The following is an 18,117-nucleotide window of genomic DNA, read 5'->3' as shown; positions in this document are numbered from 1 at the left end:
GTATATGAGAAGATGGATAAGGGGTTTTGTCTTATTATTAATGGTATTAACTATAGGAGTTAAACCTGTTAAAGCAATAGAGAATGAGATAAAAGAATTAAAATGTAATAATGAAAGTATAAAAGCAATGGAGAATATTGAATATGTTATTAAGACAGATGGTGATGATTTAATTAAACTTGATTTTAAAGTATTTGATCACAATAAAAAAGAAATTCTCAATTATTTTCAAAATTCATCTCCTCCATTTTTTGCTGGGGATAGTATAGATATAGACCTTAAGTTCAATGAGAATGGAATATATTATATTATAGTGTATTTAAAGAAGTTTGGAAGTGATGAGGTAGTTCATGAGAAAGAATATAAGGTGAATTGTGGAAACGTTTCAGAAGAAAGCGATACTCCTGAGAAGACTCCCGCTAAGAATGATACTTCGAACAATAACTCTTCTAAGAAGGAAGACGTAAATAAGGATGTAGCAAGAGGAGAAAAAATAGCTTACTTAACATTTGATGATGGTCCTAGTGCCAATACGTATAAAATATTAGATATACTAGACAAGTATAATATAAAAGCAACATTCTTTGTTCTAGGAAAGAATGCTGAAAATAACAAAACAATACTTAAAAAGATACATGAAAATGGACATGTTATTGGAAATCACTCATATAGTCATGAGTATAAGTATATTTATTCAGATGTAGATAATTTAATTAGTGAAATAAATAAAACAGATGAAATAATAAAAAGTGTGATTCAAGGATATGATAATAAAATATTCAGATTTCCAGGAGGATCGTTTCATAGAACAGAAGGCAAGAAAGCTGTGGATGAGTTGGGATATAAACACTTTAATTGGCACATTGATTCAGGAGATACAAGAGCTTCTCTAGTTCCGGCAAATCAGATTAAAGAGAATGTTATAAATAATCTTTGGAAGAAAAAGATAGTTATTCTTTTCCATGATGCTGGTGGAAAAAAGACAACCCCTGATGCTTTGCCAGGAATAATTGAAGAGTTAATAGATAGAGGATATAGATTTGAAGCACTTGTTGAAGATAGTTTTAAATCATTTTAACAGAGATAAATGGCAATATATCAATAGTAAGATGATATATTGCCATTTAGTTTATTCAAAAAGGAAATTATCTTTAACTTCTTTACAAGCATCTTTTCCAATAAGAGACTCAGCTATAGCAAATGCAAAACCTAAAGCAGTGACAGGAGACTGACTTGTTATTACATTATCATCAATTACTACTGGTTCATCAACATATTCTTTACAACATATATTATTTTTCACTTTTGGATGAGAAGTAGCGCGCTTTTCTGCAACAACATCAGCATAAGATAGAATTTGTGGACCACCGCATATTGCAGCAACGAGTTTACCTTTTTCAAAGAAAGATTTAGTAAAACTCAGAAGATGTTTATTCTTCATCAATTCATCAGCAGCTGGGCCTCCAGGGAAAACGATACAGGAATAATCTTCAGAATTAACATCAGAAAATACTATATCACAGTTAATCTTAACATCTCTAAAACTCTTTACCAACTTATCATTCATTGAACAGAGGTGAGTTTCAATATGTAATGCCCTTAATACATCAACAACAGAGAGTGTCTCAATCAATTCAAATCCACTATCAATTATAATAAGAACCTTATTCATAATATCTCCTTTCAGATATAGTGTGCTTTTAGAATAATATCTGTTTAATAGAAGAATAATATACATTATGATGGTATTATATGTAAGGAAAGCTAGGTTGTTTAAACCTAGCTTGAAGTACTATTAGTAAAAGATCAACATAAATCAGTTTTTTTGTCTTCAATTTCAAAACATACATCATGAACATGACCATAATAACAATTGGTTTCACTATCAACGTAATGACAATGTCCACCGCAAGGTAATGGGATAGCTGGGCTGGTTTCTATACAATAGCGATGTGCATGATCATCTTTTGAAGTACAGCAACCCTCTAATATGTGTGTATGATAACAAACATTATCAGAGCAGCAAGTATAACCTTTTATTTTATGAGTGTGATCTTCACAGCAGCCGGTTCTACATTTAAATTTATGTCGGTGTTCGCAACAACAGCAGTGCATTTTCTGCCTCCTTAAGTAATGGTTCAGTATATTATATGAATACGAGATTGCTTGGTGATAAAATGGTATAAAGGAGTGGTAAATTTATGGGGTATAAAAATTTAGTATGTATTATGAATAATAGAAACTATGGAAGTATAATTTCTATGTTATTTTTTAAACCAGAAAATATTATCTTTATAATAGATGAGGATATGGAAAGTAATGAGAACTATGAACAGATAAGTAAATTCTTTAAAATTAATTACTCTCATATAAATTGTAGTAGAAGATGTGTAAAAAAGATAAATAACAATTACCTGGGAAATGTTTTAAAGGAGTTTAATAGTGAAGATACAATAATCAGCTTATTTGGTGATAAACCCAAAGCTGTATTAATGGTATATATAAAGGCACAGGAATTAGGACTGAAATGTGTATATATAGATAATAAAGAAGATACTATATTATTTATAGATGAAGACAAAGAAGTGAGTATTTCAGAATTTGATATGGATATACATGATTTTATAGGAATTACTGGTGGAGAAATCTTAGAAGAGAATAGTAAGATATTTGATGATGAAAGATTTATAAATATGAGCAAATTTATTATGAATAATAGAAGAGAATGGGAAATATTTAAAAGAATAAAAAGAAATTATGATATTACAAACTGGGATAGAGCAAGGCTCAATATAGTGCAGTTTATGACAATGAAACTAAGTAATAGAGAATATTCAGTATTGATGATGTTTTTAAAAGAATTGAGAAAAAATTCCCTTGGGAAAATATCTTCTAGAAATAAAGAGCGAATAACCTTTAAATTTTCAAATAATTCTTGTAAGGATTTTATAGGAAAGGTTGGTACATGGTTAGAGGTATTAACTTATGATGCAATAAAAGAACTAGGATTTATTGACGATGCTAAAGCTGGCGTGGTTTTCTTATGGGATAGAAAAGAAGAAGATATAAAAAATGAGGTAGATGTTCTTGCTTCATATAGTTCAAATCTTATTTATATATCATGTAAAGATACCGCTCATTATGATTCTGATACATTAAATGAATTAGAAGTATATGCTAAAAAAATTGGAGGAAAGACAGTAAAAAAAATACTGGTAGCAACAAAAGAATCTTATAAAAGTACTACAAGTGATAGAGCAAAGGAAATGGGAATAAGTTTAATAATATTTGATGAGGATTTTTATAAATTTAAGAAAAAATTAAAAGAAGTTATACAATAAAAAAAGTAAAACTATTTTATAGTTCTCAGCATAAAATAATAATAGGATTAATTAAATAGGAGAGCATCATGAGAACAAAAGGAATTTGGGTTCAAGTAATATTTGCGTTAATTGTTGTTTTTTTATTTGCATACATATTTAATCTTATTCCCTCTAAAGTGAATAGATTATATGAATGTAAAGTTGCTGACATTTCAAAAGAAAAAATAGTTGATGAAATTATAATAAAAATAGATGGAACTATAAATAAATCTTTTTTAAAGAAGACAAAATTTACGGGAAATATATTTGTTGGTGAGGAAAAATATATATGTAAAAATGTTGAATTTAAAAGAAATATTACTTTATTAAGAAAGGGATATAATAATCAAAATGGGGTATTAGTATACCTAAGTTCTAATACAAAGAAGATAATGATTGTTTCTTTGAATGATGATTATCTTCTTAATGAGGAAAAAGTAATTTCCTATCCATATAAAGATATTGATAAAATAAAGAGAGAATATGATGAAGTTATTAAGAAAATGAACGGTATATAAAAGAGTTATTAATATTTTATAAAAAGCCTTGTGGAGTGTTTTTTTTAGTAGTAAAATGTCATTGTTGGTTAGTTAAACAACAGACCAATAATGATTAATAAAACCCCATAATTAATCATGATGTTCTCCCAAATAAAATTTATTTAATGCGACACCTTAAGTATACTTGAGGTGCATTTTTCATTCTTAAGGAAATTGAAAATTTTCTTAAGAATGAAAAATGAAGGGGTTGTAGGGGAAGTACTTCCCCTGTTATTGATTAGTTTTTAATTTAAGAAGATTAGTGATGGATATAGCTGCTGATATTACACCATCTTCATCTAATCGTTTAATGGCCATGAATATATATAACTCTCCAGTATCAGTTCTTCTAGTAAGAGGATAAATCTTAAGGTTGTCATTACTATTGATAAAGTCTTTGTATCTTGAATCCAACTCAAATATATTCAACATATAAGCATCTTTAAGTGAAACATATTTAAAATATCCTTCCTTATCAGCATAAGATATTTCATTTATACCAAGAGAATCACAATATTTTCTTAAGGAGTCTTCAGTTTTAACAATTTGAGTATTATTCATTATATCTAAGCCTATTTCTTCAAGTCTATTGTATACATCTTGATCAATTGAAAGGTTTAATAAATTATTAGAAACATTAGATATATTTTCAGTAATAGTATTAAGAGTCTGAATAACATTCCATTGCAAATCAATATCAGCTGCGATTTCTTGTACGGAACCAAATGTTGTTGTATGACAAATGCTTAATTCATGAATTGTATCTTTGATTTCAACAGATGAATTAGAGATTGTATCAGAGCTATCTAGTATATCATTAATTCTCTTATGAAGATCTTGATTAGCTTGTACAACCGTTGAAAATGTACTATCTATCTTTTGAACTGATTCTTTCGCACATAATATCTTATCATTAGTCGATAAAGATTTATTATTTAAATTAGTTATTTCACTTTCCATATCAGAAATATATTCTGATATATTAGAGCTAAAATTCTTGGTTTGTTCAGATAATTTTTTGATTTCATTGGCTACAACAGCAAAACTATTTCCAGCTTCTCCTGCTCTTGAAGCTTCGATACGAGCATTTAATGCTAATAAATTAGTTTTATTAGCAACATCTTCGATATAATTAGTAATGCTAGAAATCTCAGATGAAAGATTCTTTAAATTATCAGTACTGTTCAATAAAGTATCGTAATATTCCTTTAAATCAACCATATTTGATATTGCAGATGATATGGTATCTTTTTCACTAGTAAGAGTAGCAATGCTATTATTAGAAATATTATTTGCCTTTTCAGAAACATCAACAATATTACTTATTTGTGAACTAATTAATTCAATTAAGCTGATTAAAGTTTGTATGTAATTATTATCATTTTCAGAAAGCGATATTATTGATTTTGAAGCAGAATTTATTTTATCAGAAAACTCTCTTAGTTCTCTATTAGAAATAAAAATGTCCATACTACTATCAGCTAATTTTTGAGAAATTACAGTTAAATCCTTATTAGATGAGTTAGTATTATTATGAATTTCATGTGAATAACTTTGAAGCTTTTCTGATTTTTGAATGTTTTTCTTTGATAATATATAAAATGTAATATAAGTAGAAAAAACTGCCAAGCCTATCGGAATATACTTGGGTATTGGTAGTAATGATATTAATGAGAATATTATTACTAAAAGTACTATAATCAACACATCGATTAGATGGAAATTGCGATTATTAGACATAAATACCTCCTAAGGTTGATAATATGATAATTTTATATAAAAAATTAATCTATAATGAGATTATATAATATATATAATGTAAGTCAAGAATTGCCTAAAATTTCACATATTAATAGTTAATTATATATTATAATGTAATTATATAGAAAAAATTCCTTGGAAGATGTAAAATAATATTAAATATTTGAATATGCATTGGGTAGTAAAAGGTAAGTAAAAATTACAAAGGGGGATAATTATGACTTATAGTGGAGAAGAAATAAAAAGAAAAGATGGTAGTGAAATTTTAATTCATAAGTGGGTAAATGACAATATTGATAGGGCTAATATCAAAGGGGTATTTCAGATTGTACATGGTGCAGCTGAGCATGCTAAGAGATACGAACAATTTGCGGAAAAGTTAAATGAGTTAGGGTATGTGGTTGTTGGAGATGATCATTCAGGTCATGGAGTAGCAGCTAAGGGTGATGGAAATTTAGGATTTTTCGGAGAAGAAAATGGATGGAATAGATTGGTGGAGGACGAAGTTTTAATAACTAAACATATAATTGAACAATATCCAGATAAACCAATAATTCTATTTGGTCATAGTATGGGATCGTTCATTGTTAGAGACTATTTAACAAGAGATCCAAAGGGAATATCAAAGTGTATAATTTGTGGAACAGGGTACACAAATGCATTTATGACTAAATTAGCACTACATTTAGTTGGTGTTGAAAAAAAGAAAAATGGAATTATGCATAGAAGTGAAAGAATAGATAAACTTACATTTGGAGGGTTTAATAAGAAATTTAAACCTACAAGAACCGATTTTGATTGGTTAAGTAGGGAAGGTGCGGAAGTAGATAAGTATATAGCTGATGAATTATGTGGATTTATATTTACAGTAAAAGGGTATGAAGATTTATTTACAGGAGTTAGATATATAAATTCTAGTGAAGCTTTTAACAAAACAGTGAAAAATATTCCTATACTTATGATTTCAGGCGATAAAGATCCTGTGGGAGCTGCTGGAAAGGGTGTTAAGAAGGTTTATAATAAATTAAAAGAGAGTGGGGTAGAAGATATTACATTAAAGTTATATGAAGAGGGGCGACATGAGATACTAAATGAAACTAATAGAAATGATGTGTATAAGGACATAATTCAGTGGATTAAATAATAAATAATTAATAAAACTTACCTCTTGTTACTACTTCTAAATGAGTGTATAATAGTTTTGATTCGGCATAAAATTAGATTATCGAAACTTTAGACACATGAAATAAAATATATTATGTGAAGATATATCTTAATATTCATTATGTAGCATTAGAAGAGGGGAGGATGAGTTATGAAAAAGAGAGTGGATCTCACTCAAGGAAGTATATATGGAAGCTTATTTAAACTTGCAGTACCAATTATGTTAACTTCGCTACTGCAGATGGCCTATAATATGATGGACATGTTTTGGTTAGGTAATTATGATTCCTCTGGACAAGCGGTTTCCGCTGCTGGAACTGCAGGATTCTTTTCATGGTTTGGAATGGCATTTATTATGCTTGCAAAAATCGGGGCAGAGGTTAAGGTTTCCCAATCATTAGGAGAGAATAAGTTTGAGGATACTAAAAAATATATAAAGACTGCAATTCAGATGATTATAATACTTGGGGTATTTTACACAGGGGTAATATTATTATTTAAAGAAAATTTTATAGGATTCTTTAACATTGAAAGTGAAATTATTAATAATATGGCTGTTGAGTATCTTACAATAATCGCATTTGGATTAGTTTTTTATTTTATCAATCCAGTATTTACAGCTATATTTAATGGGTCAGGAGATAGCGTAACTCCTTTAATAATGAATTTCATTGGAATAATATTAAATCTTATTTTAGATCCATTAATGATCTATGGTATAGGACCTTTCAGTGAAATGGGAGTCAAAGGGGCTGCCATAGCAACAATTATTTCACAGTTGGTGGTTACTATTGCATTTATAATAGCAATTAAGACGAATAAAAGGGAAAAAACTTTATTTAGTGGAGTAAATATATTATCAAATATTGAAATCCCATATATGAAGGATATACTAAAAATAGGTATACCTGTTGCTATTCAAAGTGGATTTTTTACTTTCTGCAGTATGTATATAGGAAGAATAATTTCTGGTATAGATCCAGTTGGAATAGGTGTACAAAAGGTAGGTTCTCAGATTGAGTCACTATCATGGATGACTGCAGGAGGATTTCAGACAGCTTTAAGTGCTTTTGTGGGACAAAACTATGGTGCTAAAAAATGGGACAGAATATATAAGGGATATTTTTCAGCTATTTCAATTGTAACTGTCTTTGGTGTTGGTGTAACATGCCTTCTAGTATTTGCAGCAGAACCAATATTTAAGTTATTTATATCAGGCGAAGAACCTCTAAGGATGGGAACCATTTATTTGAGAATACTAGGGCTATCGCAACTATTTATGTGTGTTGAGATAACAACAGCAGGTGCCTTCAATGGACTCGGAAAAACTAAAATACCTTCATTTGTAAGTATGATATTAACAGGAGCAAGGGTTCCAGCAGCATATATTCTATCAACTACAATTTTAGGGATTGAAGGAGTTTGGTGGAGTATAACCTTGAGTAGTATATTGAAAGGTGTTGTATTAGTATCATTATTCATTATACTTTTAATGAGACGACCAGAGGTTGGAATAGATAAGATAAGGGCACACTTTAAGAGGAATAATAGAGAAAATAAAATATCAGCATAAGTTTAAACCATCGTATTTTTACGATGGTTTATTTTGTTAAAATTAATTTACAGAAGATTGATTCATTATATGATATAATTAAAATGTAAGAATATTGAAGAAAAGGGGTGCGGATTTATGAGGAAATACATAAGGATGATGACAGTTTTTGTAACTTGTATGGCTGTATTTTTGGGTACAAGCCAACTTGTTTATGGAATCCAAGGAAGAGAAATAAAGCATGATAAGAAAGTACCTATTGATAAAGTGTGGAGAATAATATTCTCTGAAAGTTTTGTAGAGGAATCTATCAATAAGGATACAGTAATACTAAAAGAAAAAGATGGAAATCAATTAGAAATAACAACTAAGATAATTGATAACAAAACAGTTGAAGTTTATCCTATAAAAGACTATAGATTTGGTACAAGTTATACCCTTTTCATAAAAGAAGGAGTAAAAGGGATTAATCAGGAGGGGTTAGCAGAAGAGGTTTCATTCTCTTTTGAAACAGAAGAATACTCCATGAGTGAATTAAGTGATTTTATAGCATGGGAAGCTGCTATAAATAATGATGCATACAAAGGTATTCTAAATAATAAGGGAAATATGGTAAATAAGAAAGCTAATGATCAAAATCTTCAAGGTATCAGCCCTCTAACATACTTTTTTAATTATAAGGATGGTAAAGTTGAAAGCTTGAAGAAGGTTATAAATCAAGAGTATATTACCAAACTAAAGAATAACGGATATGAATTAATACCTACATTTCATGTTATAAGAGATAATAGTGTTCATGGATTATTTAAGGATTTTACTGATAGTGTAGGAGAGTTATTTGGTAATGAAGATAAAGAGAATAAAATAATAGAAGAGATAGCAGACTCTTTGAAAGATCTTGAAGCCGATAAAATCATAATAGATTTCGAAGCTATAGGTGAAGAAAATAGAGATGGATTCACTGAATTCATAAAGAAGTTAAAACAAGCTATTGGCAATAAGGAAATAATGATTTGTGTAGCTTATCCTTATGATGGATCGCCATATTTTGATTTTATGAATATTAGAGAGTTAGAACCATATACAGATGCATTTATGTTCATGGCATATGATGAGAGAACGTCTAATAGTATAGATGCTGGGGCAGTTTCGTCATATCCATGGGTTAAGTTTGGGGTAGATGTTCTTTTAGATAAAGGAGTTCCAAACAATAAGCTGATTTTGGCAATACCATTCTACACAATGGATTTCGCAGTTGTTGAAGGGGACAGTGAGTTCAATTCAGTTATTGTAACTAGCAGAGTAGTAAATGGAAATAAAGCTACATTGTATGAAAATGCTGATGAAACAAGTAAGGTAATAAAGCCAGTGACATATGGAGAGCAGTTCGTGACAGAAGATTACTTCAATGGTTGGTATAAGGTTAAGGTTGGTGAAGGTTCAGGGTTTATAAAGAAAGACTTCATAACATTCTTAAATCCTGGAGATAAGAATGAAATTGTAGTTGGATGGGATACAGTTAGGCAAAAAGATGTAGATGCGATAATGAAAGAGGGAGAAGAAATTTCAATATCGTATGATGATAGTTCAAAACACAATGTTCTAACTTACTATAAATATGATAAGTCTGGAACAGCAAAGCTTAAGCATAAGATATGGATTGAAGATGAAGAGTCATTTCAATGGAGAATAAAGATGATTAAGGAGTACAAGCTTAAAGGAGCTGCAGGATGGCGATTGGGGTACGAGAGTGATGGATTTTATTCGGAAAAATAGTTTGGAAGAATATGAGCGCGGACCTGGTACACAGACAGAATTTATCAGTGTACCAGTCACATAGGAAAAAAATGTCTGAGGATCAGGTCCACAGACATTTTTTTCTTTGATTATTTCAATTTCATTAATAACTCTCCAGATTCTACTTGCTGTCCTTCTTTAACAAAAATAGAATCAACTGTTCCAGAAGATGAGGCTGTAATATTTGTCTCCATTTTCATAGCTTCTATTATTATTAAAGTATCATTTTCTTTTACCTCATCACCTTCATTAACAACAACTTTTAATACACTTCCAGGAATACTGGCACCGATTTCAAGTTTATTATCAGGATCAGCCATTTTCACAGAGTCTACTGACAGGATTTTATTGCTTTTTTTATCTTTAATTTCAATCTCACGTCTGTTACCGTTGATTTCAAAAATCAATGTTCTAAAGCCCTTATCATTAACTCTACCAATATGAAGAAGTTTAATAACTAATATTTTTCCTTCAGCTACTTTAACTTCACAAGTTTCACCTTCACTTAAACCATGGAAGTATATATCGCTGCCCATTTTACTCATGTCACCATGCTCTTTTATATATTTAAGATAATCCTCAAATACTTTAGGATATAGTGAATAGCTTAGAAGGTCTTTTTTACTTGGTTCTATAGAGAAGTTTTTCTTTAAATACTTTTCAATTTTATCAAAATCTTCACTTGGAAGTAATTCACCTGGTCTAATTGTAATAGGTTCTTCACCTTTAAGAACAATACTTTGAAGATCCTCAGGGAAACCGCCTTCTGGCTGGCCCATCATACCTTTGAAATATGCCACAACTGAATCAGGGAATGCTAAATCTTTTCCTTTTGAAACAATATTCTCAGGTGTTAAATTGTTTTGTACCATAAAAATTGCAAGGTCTCCAACCATTTTTGAGGAAGGTGTTACTTTTACAATGTCTCCAACCATAGTATTAACATATTTATACATTTCTTTAACTTCAGTAAATTTGTGCTGAAGTCCGAAGCTCTCAACTTGTGGTTTTAAGTTAGAATATTGTCCTCCTGGTATTTCATACTTATATATTTCAGTAGATCCAGATTTTAAGCCAGATTCAAATTGAGAATAAACTGGTCTTACCGCATCCCAGTAATTTGATATATATTGAATATCTTTTAGGTTTATACCAGTAGCTCTTTCCGTATTTTCAAGTGCAGCAACTATAGAGTTAAGTGCTGGTTGGCTTGTAAGTCCGGACATACTATTGAATGCAGTATCTACAATGTCTACTCCTGCTTCAGCTGCAAGTAAAACTGTTGCAACACCATTACCTGTTGTATCATGAGTATGAAGATGTATTGGTATTGTAATTTCCTCTTTTAATGCTTTAATAAGTTTATATGCTGCATACGGTTTTAAAAGAGCGGACATATCTTTTATACCTAGAATGTGAGCACCCATTTTTTCAATTTCTTTAGCTTTATCTACATAGTATTTAAGATCATACTTACTTCTGGAGCTATCTAAAATATCACCAGTATAACAAATACAAACTTCTGCTATCTTATTATTTTTTAATACCTCATCAGTGGCAACTTCCATTCCTTTTAGCCAGTTTAATGAGTCAAATATTCTAAAAACATCAATTCCAGATTCTGCGGATTCCTTAATAAATTCCCTAATAACATTATCAGGATAATTTTTATATCCAACAGCATTTGACCCTCTAATAAGCATTTGGAATAAGACATTTGGTGCTTTTTTTCTAAGTTCACGAAGTCTTTCCCATGGAGATTCCTTTAAAAATCTATAGGATACATCAAAAGTTGCTCCACCCCACATTTCTAAAGAAAATAAGTCTTTTCCTAGCACAGAAGTTGCTTTTGCAATTTTAATCATATCTACGCTTCTCATTCTTGTTGCCATTAATGATTGATGTGCATCTCTCATTGTAGTATCAGTAAGAAGAAGTTTATTTTGAGATTTAATAAAGTTAACTACTCCTTGAGGGCCTTCTTTATCAAGGATTAACTTAGTTCCACTTAAATCTTTAGGTACTTTAACCTTAGGAACAACAGGAACATCAAAATCTTTCTTAATTCCTCTAGTTTCATTTACAATTTTCTCACCTATGAATTTTAAAACATTATATTCTTCATCTGTATTTGATTCTATATTAAATAGTTCTGGATGTTCAGCTATAAAATTTGTGTTACATTCTCCTTCTTTAAATGTTGGGTGATTTAATACATTAATTAAGAAGTCAATATTAGTTTTTATACCTGAAATTTTAAGTTCTTTTGCAGAACGTAAAGATTTTCTTACAGCATCTTTAAAAGTTAGCGCCCAAGATGTAGTTTTAACAAGAAGGCTATCATAATAAGGGCTTATTATAGCTCCTGTAAATCCATTTCCACCATCAAGTCTTATACCAAAACCAGATCCTGTTCTATAAATATCTATTTTACCAGTATCAGGAGCAAAGTTGTTAGTAGGATCTTCTGTAGTAATTCTACATTGAATTGAAAAACCTCTTGGTTGCACATGCTCTTGAGAATAGATTCCGATTTCTTCAGAATCTAATGAATAACCCTGTGCTATTAAAATTTGGCTTTGAACAATATCAATTCCTGTAGTCATTTCTGTTACTGTGTGTTCAACTTGAACTCTTGGGTTCATTTCTATAAAATAATGATTTCCATGCTTATCAACTAAAAATTCTAAAGTACCTGCACTTCTATAGTTTACAGCTCTTGCAATCTTTAAAGCATCATCACAAATAGCATCTCTTTTTTCTTTAGTAAGAGATAATGCAGGTGTAAATTCAATTACTTTTTGGTGTCGTCTTTGAATAGAACAATCTCTCTCATAAAGATGAACTATATTTTCGTATTTGTCACCCAAAATTTGAACTTCTATATGCTTTGGGCTTTCCAAATATTTTTCAATAAATATATCATCTATTCCAAAAGCTTTCTTAGCTTCATTTTTAGCACTTCTAAAAGAAGAGAGTAATTCATTCTCATTTCTAACAATTCTCATTCCACGTCCACCACCGCCAGCGGCCGCTTTTAACATTATTGGATACCCACATAACTCAGCAAATCTTACGGCTTCTTCTTCAGAAGTTATAGGTTTCTCAACTCCTGGAATAGTTGGTACTCCAACATTTTGAGCAGCAATTTTAGACTTGATTTTGTCTCCTAATTGATCCATCATAGCAGCCGAAGGACCGATAAACTCTATTCCTACTTCTTCACATTTACGTGCAAATTCTACGTTTTCGGATAAAAATCCATACCCTGGATGTATTGCATCTACCCCTTTTTTTAATGCAAGATTTATTATTTCATCTATGTCTAAATAAGCTTCTATAGGGCCTTTGTTTTTACCTATTAAATAAGCTTCATCAGCTTTTGTTCTAAAAAGAGAACATTTATCTTCATTTGAGTATATTGCAACTGAGCGAATTCCTAATTCATTACAGGCTCTAAAGATTCTTATTGCAATTTCTCCTCTGTTTGCCACAAGTATTCTTTTGAATTTTTTTATCATTAATTAATACCTCCTATTACGATTAAGGGCTAAATATATTATATTTTAACTAAAATGCAATATTGAGCATTGCGAACTTTCAAATTTTCTAATGATATTATTATATGCAATATATTTTATTAATGCAACTGCAATTTTTTAAAAAAATTCTTGCAAAATCATTCTCAGAATTGTTTTCTTTAATATTAATATGAGTAAAATTTGATCAAAAATAGCATACAATGAGAAAATATAAGGGTTTATCATTCGTTAGTATATGAATTTTTCAATAATAATATAATAGAGCATTTATAAAATTTATATAAAAATATTCTTAAATTAAGGTGTATGACTAATAGTATAGGAAGTCAAAAGGAGGGACAGTTTGTGTAAATATATAAATAAAATGGTATAATATATTTAAAGTAACAATGATAGTAAGTAAAAATCTAAGCTAATCTATAATAGAATTAAAATAATTAAGTTGTTTAAAAACAAATATAGGGTATACATATTGAAAACACATTGAAATGCTGTGATTTGAGATATGCATAAATTAAGTTATACTATGAAAACTGTATAACAGAAAATATGAAATATAATTTAAATGGGGGGAAAAATTTATGTTAGGTAAAAAATCAAAAATATTATGTATTGTTAGTTCAGTATTATTAACAACATCATTATTTATGGGGTGTAACAAATCCATCGTTAATGGGAAGGTTAACAATGACAAAATTATCGTTGGTGATAAAGAACAAAATAGCGAGTATGCTAAAGAAGTATTTGAAAATTTAAATGAAGATATTGATGGGGATCTAATGATAAGTACTATTAAGGAGTTAGCTTCTGAAAAATTTGATGGGAGATTAACGGGAACTGAAGGTAATAAGTTGGCAACTGAATATATCAGGAGTGAATTTGAAGAATTGGGACTTGAGACTTTAGAGGGAATGGACGGGTATTTACAATACTATGATCAAATGGTGCCTTATCTAAAAGATATTCCTAAAATAAATATTGTTAACAAAGATGGAGAAACGGTAAAGGAATTAAAATTTCTAGAAGATTTTGTTGTAAGAGCAAATCCAGATTTTAAGATAAAGGGCACAGTTAAAGGAGAAACTATCTATTTAAAAAATAAAAGCGAATTTAAGAAAAACAAAGAGAATTTAGAGGGGAAAATTGCAATCATTCCTAAGAACCTTTTTTGGGAATCAGATGTACAAGATTTTTTTATTAGCGGAAAATCAAAAGCTTTAGGTATAATCCGCGAGAATACTTTTAGAAATGGAGAAGATAAATCCTTTAAGAAAAGCGTTTATTTCACTGAGGGAAACTATGAGTCCAGAAATGAAGATATACCTATGTTAGCTGATGTGGATATTGCTGGAACAAATATATTGATAGAGGAAGGTAAAAAAGGGAACTTGGTAGAACTGAATTTTGAATGTTACGTGGAAGAGAAAACTATAGCAAATGTTATTGGAGTGATTCCTGGAACTGATGAAGAGATGAAGGATGATTATATAATCATAAGTGGTCATTTTGATCATTTAGGAAACAACTATGATGGTACTTATAATCCAGGAGCATCAGATAATGCGTCAGGAATAGCGAGCATGTTAGAAATTGCTAGAAGTATAAAATCTAATAATATTGCTCCTAAGAGACCCATATTGTTTATAGCCTTTAATGGTGAAGAAAATGGATTGAATGGTTCTAAATTCTTTGCTGAAAATTCGGGATTAGATATGAAAAAGGTGACAATGCTTAATATTGATATGATAGCCAATAAATCTGATGGACCGTTGTATATTGCTGCTGTGGGATATACGGAGTTATTTAAAGAGATAGTTGAAATTGCCAAAGAAATGGATATATCTTACAAGCAAAATTTACAAGTAACCTACAGTGATCACACATATATTGAAGAAGAAGGTGGTCAAGCGGTTACATTAGTAGAAATTGAACAAGCGGAATATCATACTCCTGATGATACAATTGAGGTGATAGAAAAAGCTGATTTAGAAGAGGTAATTGAATTAGTACTTCGCTATATTAGTGATAAAGCATTTTAATGTAATATGTCAAAATTTAAATGGTCAAAATTGGAATGAAATTGAACCATTTTGTTGCCTGAAAATTACTTGAATTTATAATAAAAACTTTTACTCATTTTTGAGCAAAGTTATAGGAGCACAAAAAACGAATTAAAGGCCAGCAGTTCATAACGAAACTGCTGGCCTTTTTGTTGAGAAAACAAAACCTTTAGTTATTAACAAATTTAAACTCTACATAATTTGTTTTTTTATCAATAGGTGCTGCTTTGTTTACATCATAAGTAACTTCTTTTTGTGAAGTATCCATACTCAAAATTTTGTACATATAAGTATCAGTTCCAAGTTACAAAATAGTATACGAACTTTAATTTGCAACTTGTAAAAATGAAAATTGCATATTGAGGTGCCTGTCACCACCCGAATTATGATGAATTAAGAGAAGTTGTCTTTATAAAATAGAGTAGGAAATGAAGAAAAATCACGTTATAAGTAAAGCCTATTGCAATAGTGGAATCGCTTGAAACGTAAGGGGTACCTTGTTTGGTGAGGTTTAGAATTACTAATGAAGATGATCAGTTTACTGTTATTAAGGTAGATAATATTTATACAAGGAAGTCAGAAAGATTTGCTTGAAAATAAATTTCCACTATATTAAAATGCAAAAACATGATATAATTAATACAATTTTATCAATATTCCGACTTAATTCGGGGTTGAATTTGTCAGTTAAAATTATAACAAGGTAGAAATTTGTATAATATTGCTGACGAGCAGGGTATGAATAAGATAGCTTGCTTTGAAATTCAGGACGTGGAAAAATGATATCGAAGGGGGAGAAAAAATGCAAAAGAGAGAAAATTGGGGCTCAAAGCTTGGGTTCATAATGGCTGCAGCTGGTTCAGCAGTTGGATTGGGGAATATATGGAAATTCCCGTTTACAGCAGGTAACAATGGTGGTGGGGCATTTGTTTTAATTTATTTGGTTTTTGTTGCAATCATAGGTTTTAGTGTTATGCTTACTGAATTTGCGGTAGGTAGAAGAAGACAACAATCGGCTGTTGGTGCGTTTAAATCAGTGGATAAGCGTTGGACGTTTACAGGAGTTTTGGGTGTTTTAAGTGGGTTTTTAATTATGGGATTTTATCCTGTAGTTGGAGGATGGGCAATTGCATATATATTTAAAGTATTTGGTGGGTTATTAAATAATCCGGCTGTTATTGGCGATTCCTTCAATGCGTTTATTACAAATCCTGGTGAGCCGCTTATTTGGATGGTATTATTCCTATTATTAAACGTAGTAATTGTTGTAAAAGGAATATCTTCTGGAATTGAAAAAGCTGGCAAGGTATTAATGCCATTATTGTTTGTTATTTTAATTGTTATTGCAATTAAAGGGTTAATGCTCCCTGGTGCAATGGCTGGTATGGAATTCTTATTTAAGCCTGATTTTAGCAAAGTAAATGGAAGCGTAGTGCTGGCAGCTCTGGGACAAGCATTTTTCTCATTATCATTAGGAATGGGATGTATGATTACTTATGGTTCGTACCTTTCTAAGAAAGAAAATCTTATAGAAAATACAGCTATTGTTACTGCAATGGATACATCTGTGGCATTATTAGCTGGTATTGCAATGTTCCCAGCAATGTTTGCATATGGTATAGCTCCTACTGAAGGACCTGGATTAGTTTTTGTTGTTGTACCTACAATATTTGCGGAAATGGGTGCTATGGGACAAGTATTTGCAATTCTATTCTTTGTTGCGCTTACAGTAGCTGCTTTAACGTCTTCAGTTTCATTACTAGAAGTTGTTGTTTCGTTTTTAATTGATGAAAAGAAGTTTAGTAGAAAGAAAGCTGTGTTTTCTTCATCAACAATGATGGTATTATTTTGTATAGTAGCTTCTTTATCACTTGGAGGTTTAGGACCAAAACTATTTGGAACAGGTGCATTTGATGTATTTGATTTATTGACAGATAAGATCTTCTTAGCAATAGGCGGAATGTTATTATGTATTTTTGCAGGTTGGAGATTAAAGAAAGAAGAGTTATATGATGAAATTACAAACAATGGTACAGTAAAGTTTAGCTTGTTTGGAATATGGTATCCAATGGTTAAGTATGTTATTCCAGGTACAATTGCGATAGTAGCTGTAAATGGAATTATTCAAGGCTTTGAAAGTGGTTCTGGTCCAGTTATGGTAGTGGGATTAGTTATAATTGCATTCTTTGCAGGTATATCTAAATCGCTTTAATATGGGTTCAAAAAATAGGCTATTTATCAAATCTTGTTGATGAATAGTAGGTTATAGTATTGAATATAAAAACAGCTTAAGGCAATCATGTCTTAAGCTGTTTTTAGTAATGAATATCCGTCGCATCT

General features: G+C 30.3%; 12 protein-coding genes. 8 read left to right on the top strand and 4 right to left on the bottom strand.

The features are described 5' to 3' along the window. Positions 1 to 4 precede the first annotated feature (4 nt). Entirely contained in the window at positions 5 to 1,078 is a 1,074-nt protein-coding gene (locus KDK92_RS19730; RefSeq protein ID WP_250861113.1) for a polysaccharide deacetylase family protein, read from the top strand. A gap of 51 nt (positions 1,079 to 1,129) precedes the next feature. Here KDK92_RS19730 and KDK92_RS19725 read toward each other — a convergent pair whose 3' ends face one another. After that, positions 1,130 to 1,672, bottom strand: a complete 543-nt coding sequence (locus tag KDK92_RS19725) for a DJ-1 family glyoxalase III (RefSeq protein ID WP_250861112.1) — start codon at positions 1,670 to 1,672, stop codon at positions 1,130 to 1,132. Between the two features lie 134 nt (positions 1,673 to 1,806). Beyond that, positions 1,807 to 2,115, bottom strand: coding sequence for a YmaF family protein (locus KDK92_RS19720; protein WP_250861111.1), 309 nt, complete (start codon positions 2,113 to 2,115; stop codon positions 1,807 to 1,809). A gap of 86 nt (positions 2,116 to 2,201) precedes the next feature. Between KDK92_RS19720 and KDK92_RS19715 the strand changes: the two genes are divergently transcribed. Both KDK92_RS19715 and KDK92_RS19710 read left to right on the top strand, forming a co-directional pair. Further along, a complete protein-coding gene (locus KDK92_RS19715; RefSeq protein ID WP_250861110.1) occupies positions 2,202 to 3,341 on the top strand; it encodes a Card1-like endonuclease domain-containing protein in 1,140 nt (379 codons plus the stop codon). Between the two features lie 68 nt (positions 3,342 to 3,409). Further along, complete coding sequence (locus KDK92_RS19710) at positions 3,410 to 3,880, top strand: hypothetical protein (RefSeq protein ID WP_250861109.1); 471 nt, start codon at positions 3,410 to 3,412, stop codon at positions 3,878 to 3,880. A 252-nt stretch (positions 3,881 to 4,132) separates the two neighbouring features. On the opposite strand, the gene KDK92_RS19705 is transcribed toward KDK92_RS19710, so the two are convergent. Then, positions 4,133 to 5,641 carry a methyl-accepting chemotaxis protein gene (locus KDK92_RS19705; protein ID WP_250861108.1) on the bottom strand — a complete coding sequence of 503 codons (1,509 nt, stop codon included), beginning with the start codon at positions 5,639 to 5,641 and terminating at the stop codon, positions 4,133 to 4,135. Positions 5,642 to 5,879: 238 nt separating this feature from the next. Here KDK92_RS19705 and KDK92_RS19700 point away from each other — a divergent pair, with 238 nt between their 5' ends. From KDK92_RS19700 to KDK92_RS19690, 3 genes are all read left to right on the top strand, one after another. Next, positions 5,880 to 6,806 carry an alpha/beta fold hydrolase gene (locus tag KDK92_RS19700; protein WP_250861107.1) on the top strand — a complete coding sequence of 309 codons (927 nt, stop codon included), beginning with the start codon at positions 5,880 to 5,882 and terminating at the stop codon, positions 6,804 to 6,806. A gap of 171 nt (positions 6,807 to 6,977) precedes the next feature. Continuing rightward, positions 6,978 to 8,399 carry an MATE family efflux transporter gene (locus KDK92_RS19695; protein WP_250861106.1) on the top strand — a complete coding sequence of 474 codons (1,422 nt, stop codon included), beginning with the start codon at positions 6,978 to 6,980 and terminating at the stop codon, positions 8,397 to 8,399. Between the two features lie 117 nt (positions 8,400 to 8,516). After that, complete coding sequence (locus tag KDK92_RS19690; RefSeq protein WP_250861105.1) at positions 8,517 to 10,154, top strand: glycosyl hydrolase family 18 protein; 1,638 nt, start codon at positions 8,517 to 8,519, stop codon at positions 10,152 to 10,154. 110 nt (positions 10,155 to 10,264) lie between these two features. On the opposite strand, the gene KDK92_RS19685 is transcribed toward KDK92_RS19690, so the two are convergent. Then, the gene (locus KDK92_RS19685) at positions 10,265 to 13,696 is read right to left on the bottom strand and encodes a pyruvate carboxylase (RefSeq protein ID WP_250861104.1); all 3,432 of its coding nucleotides are present in this window, start codon (positions 13,694 to 13,696) and stop codon (positions 10,265 to 10,267) included. 602 nt (positions 13,697 to 14,298) lie between these two features. Here KDK92_RS19685 and KDK92_RS19680 point away from each other — a divergent pair. Both KDK92_RS19680 and KDK92_RS19675 read left to right on the top strand, forming a co-directional pair. Next, entirely contained in the window at positions 14,299 to 15,756 is a 1,458-nt protein-coding gene (locus KDK92_RS19680) for a M28 family metallopeptidase (protein WP_250861103.1), read from the top strand. 823 nt (positions 15,757 to 16,579) lie between these two features. Further along, a complete protein-coding gene (locus tag KDK92_RS19675; protein WP_250861102.1) occupies positions 16,580 to 17,989 on the top strand; it encodes a sodium-dependent transporter in 1,410 nt (469 codons plus the stop codon). Positions 17,990 to 18,117: the final 128 nt, after the last annotated feature.

This window comes from Oceanirhabdus seepicola (assembly GCF_023684385.1).
In the GTDB taxonomy this organism is placed as follows: domain Bacteria; phylum Bacillota; class Clostridia; order Clostridiales; family Clostridiaceae; genus Oceanirhabdus; species Oceanirhabdus seepicola.
The sequence above is the reverse complement of the archived record's forward strand: the minus strand, read 5'-3'. Positions and strand labels throughout refer to the sequence as shown.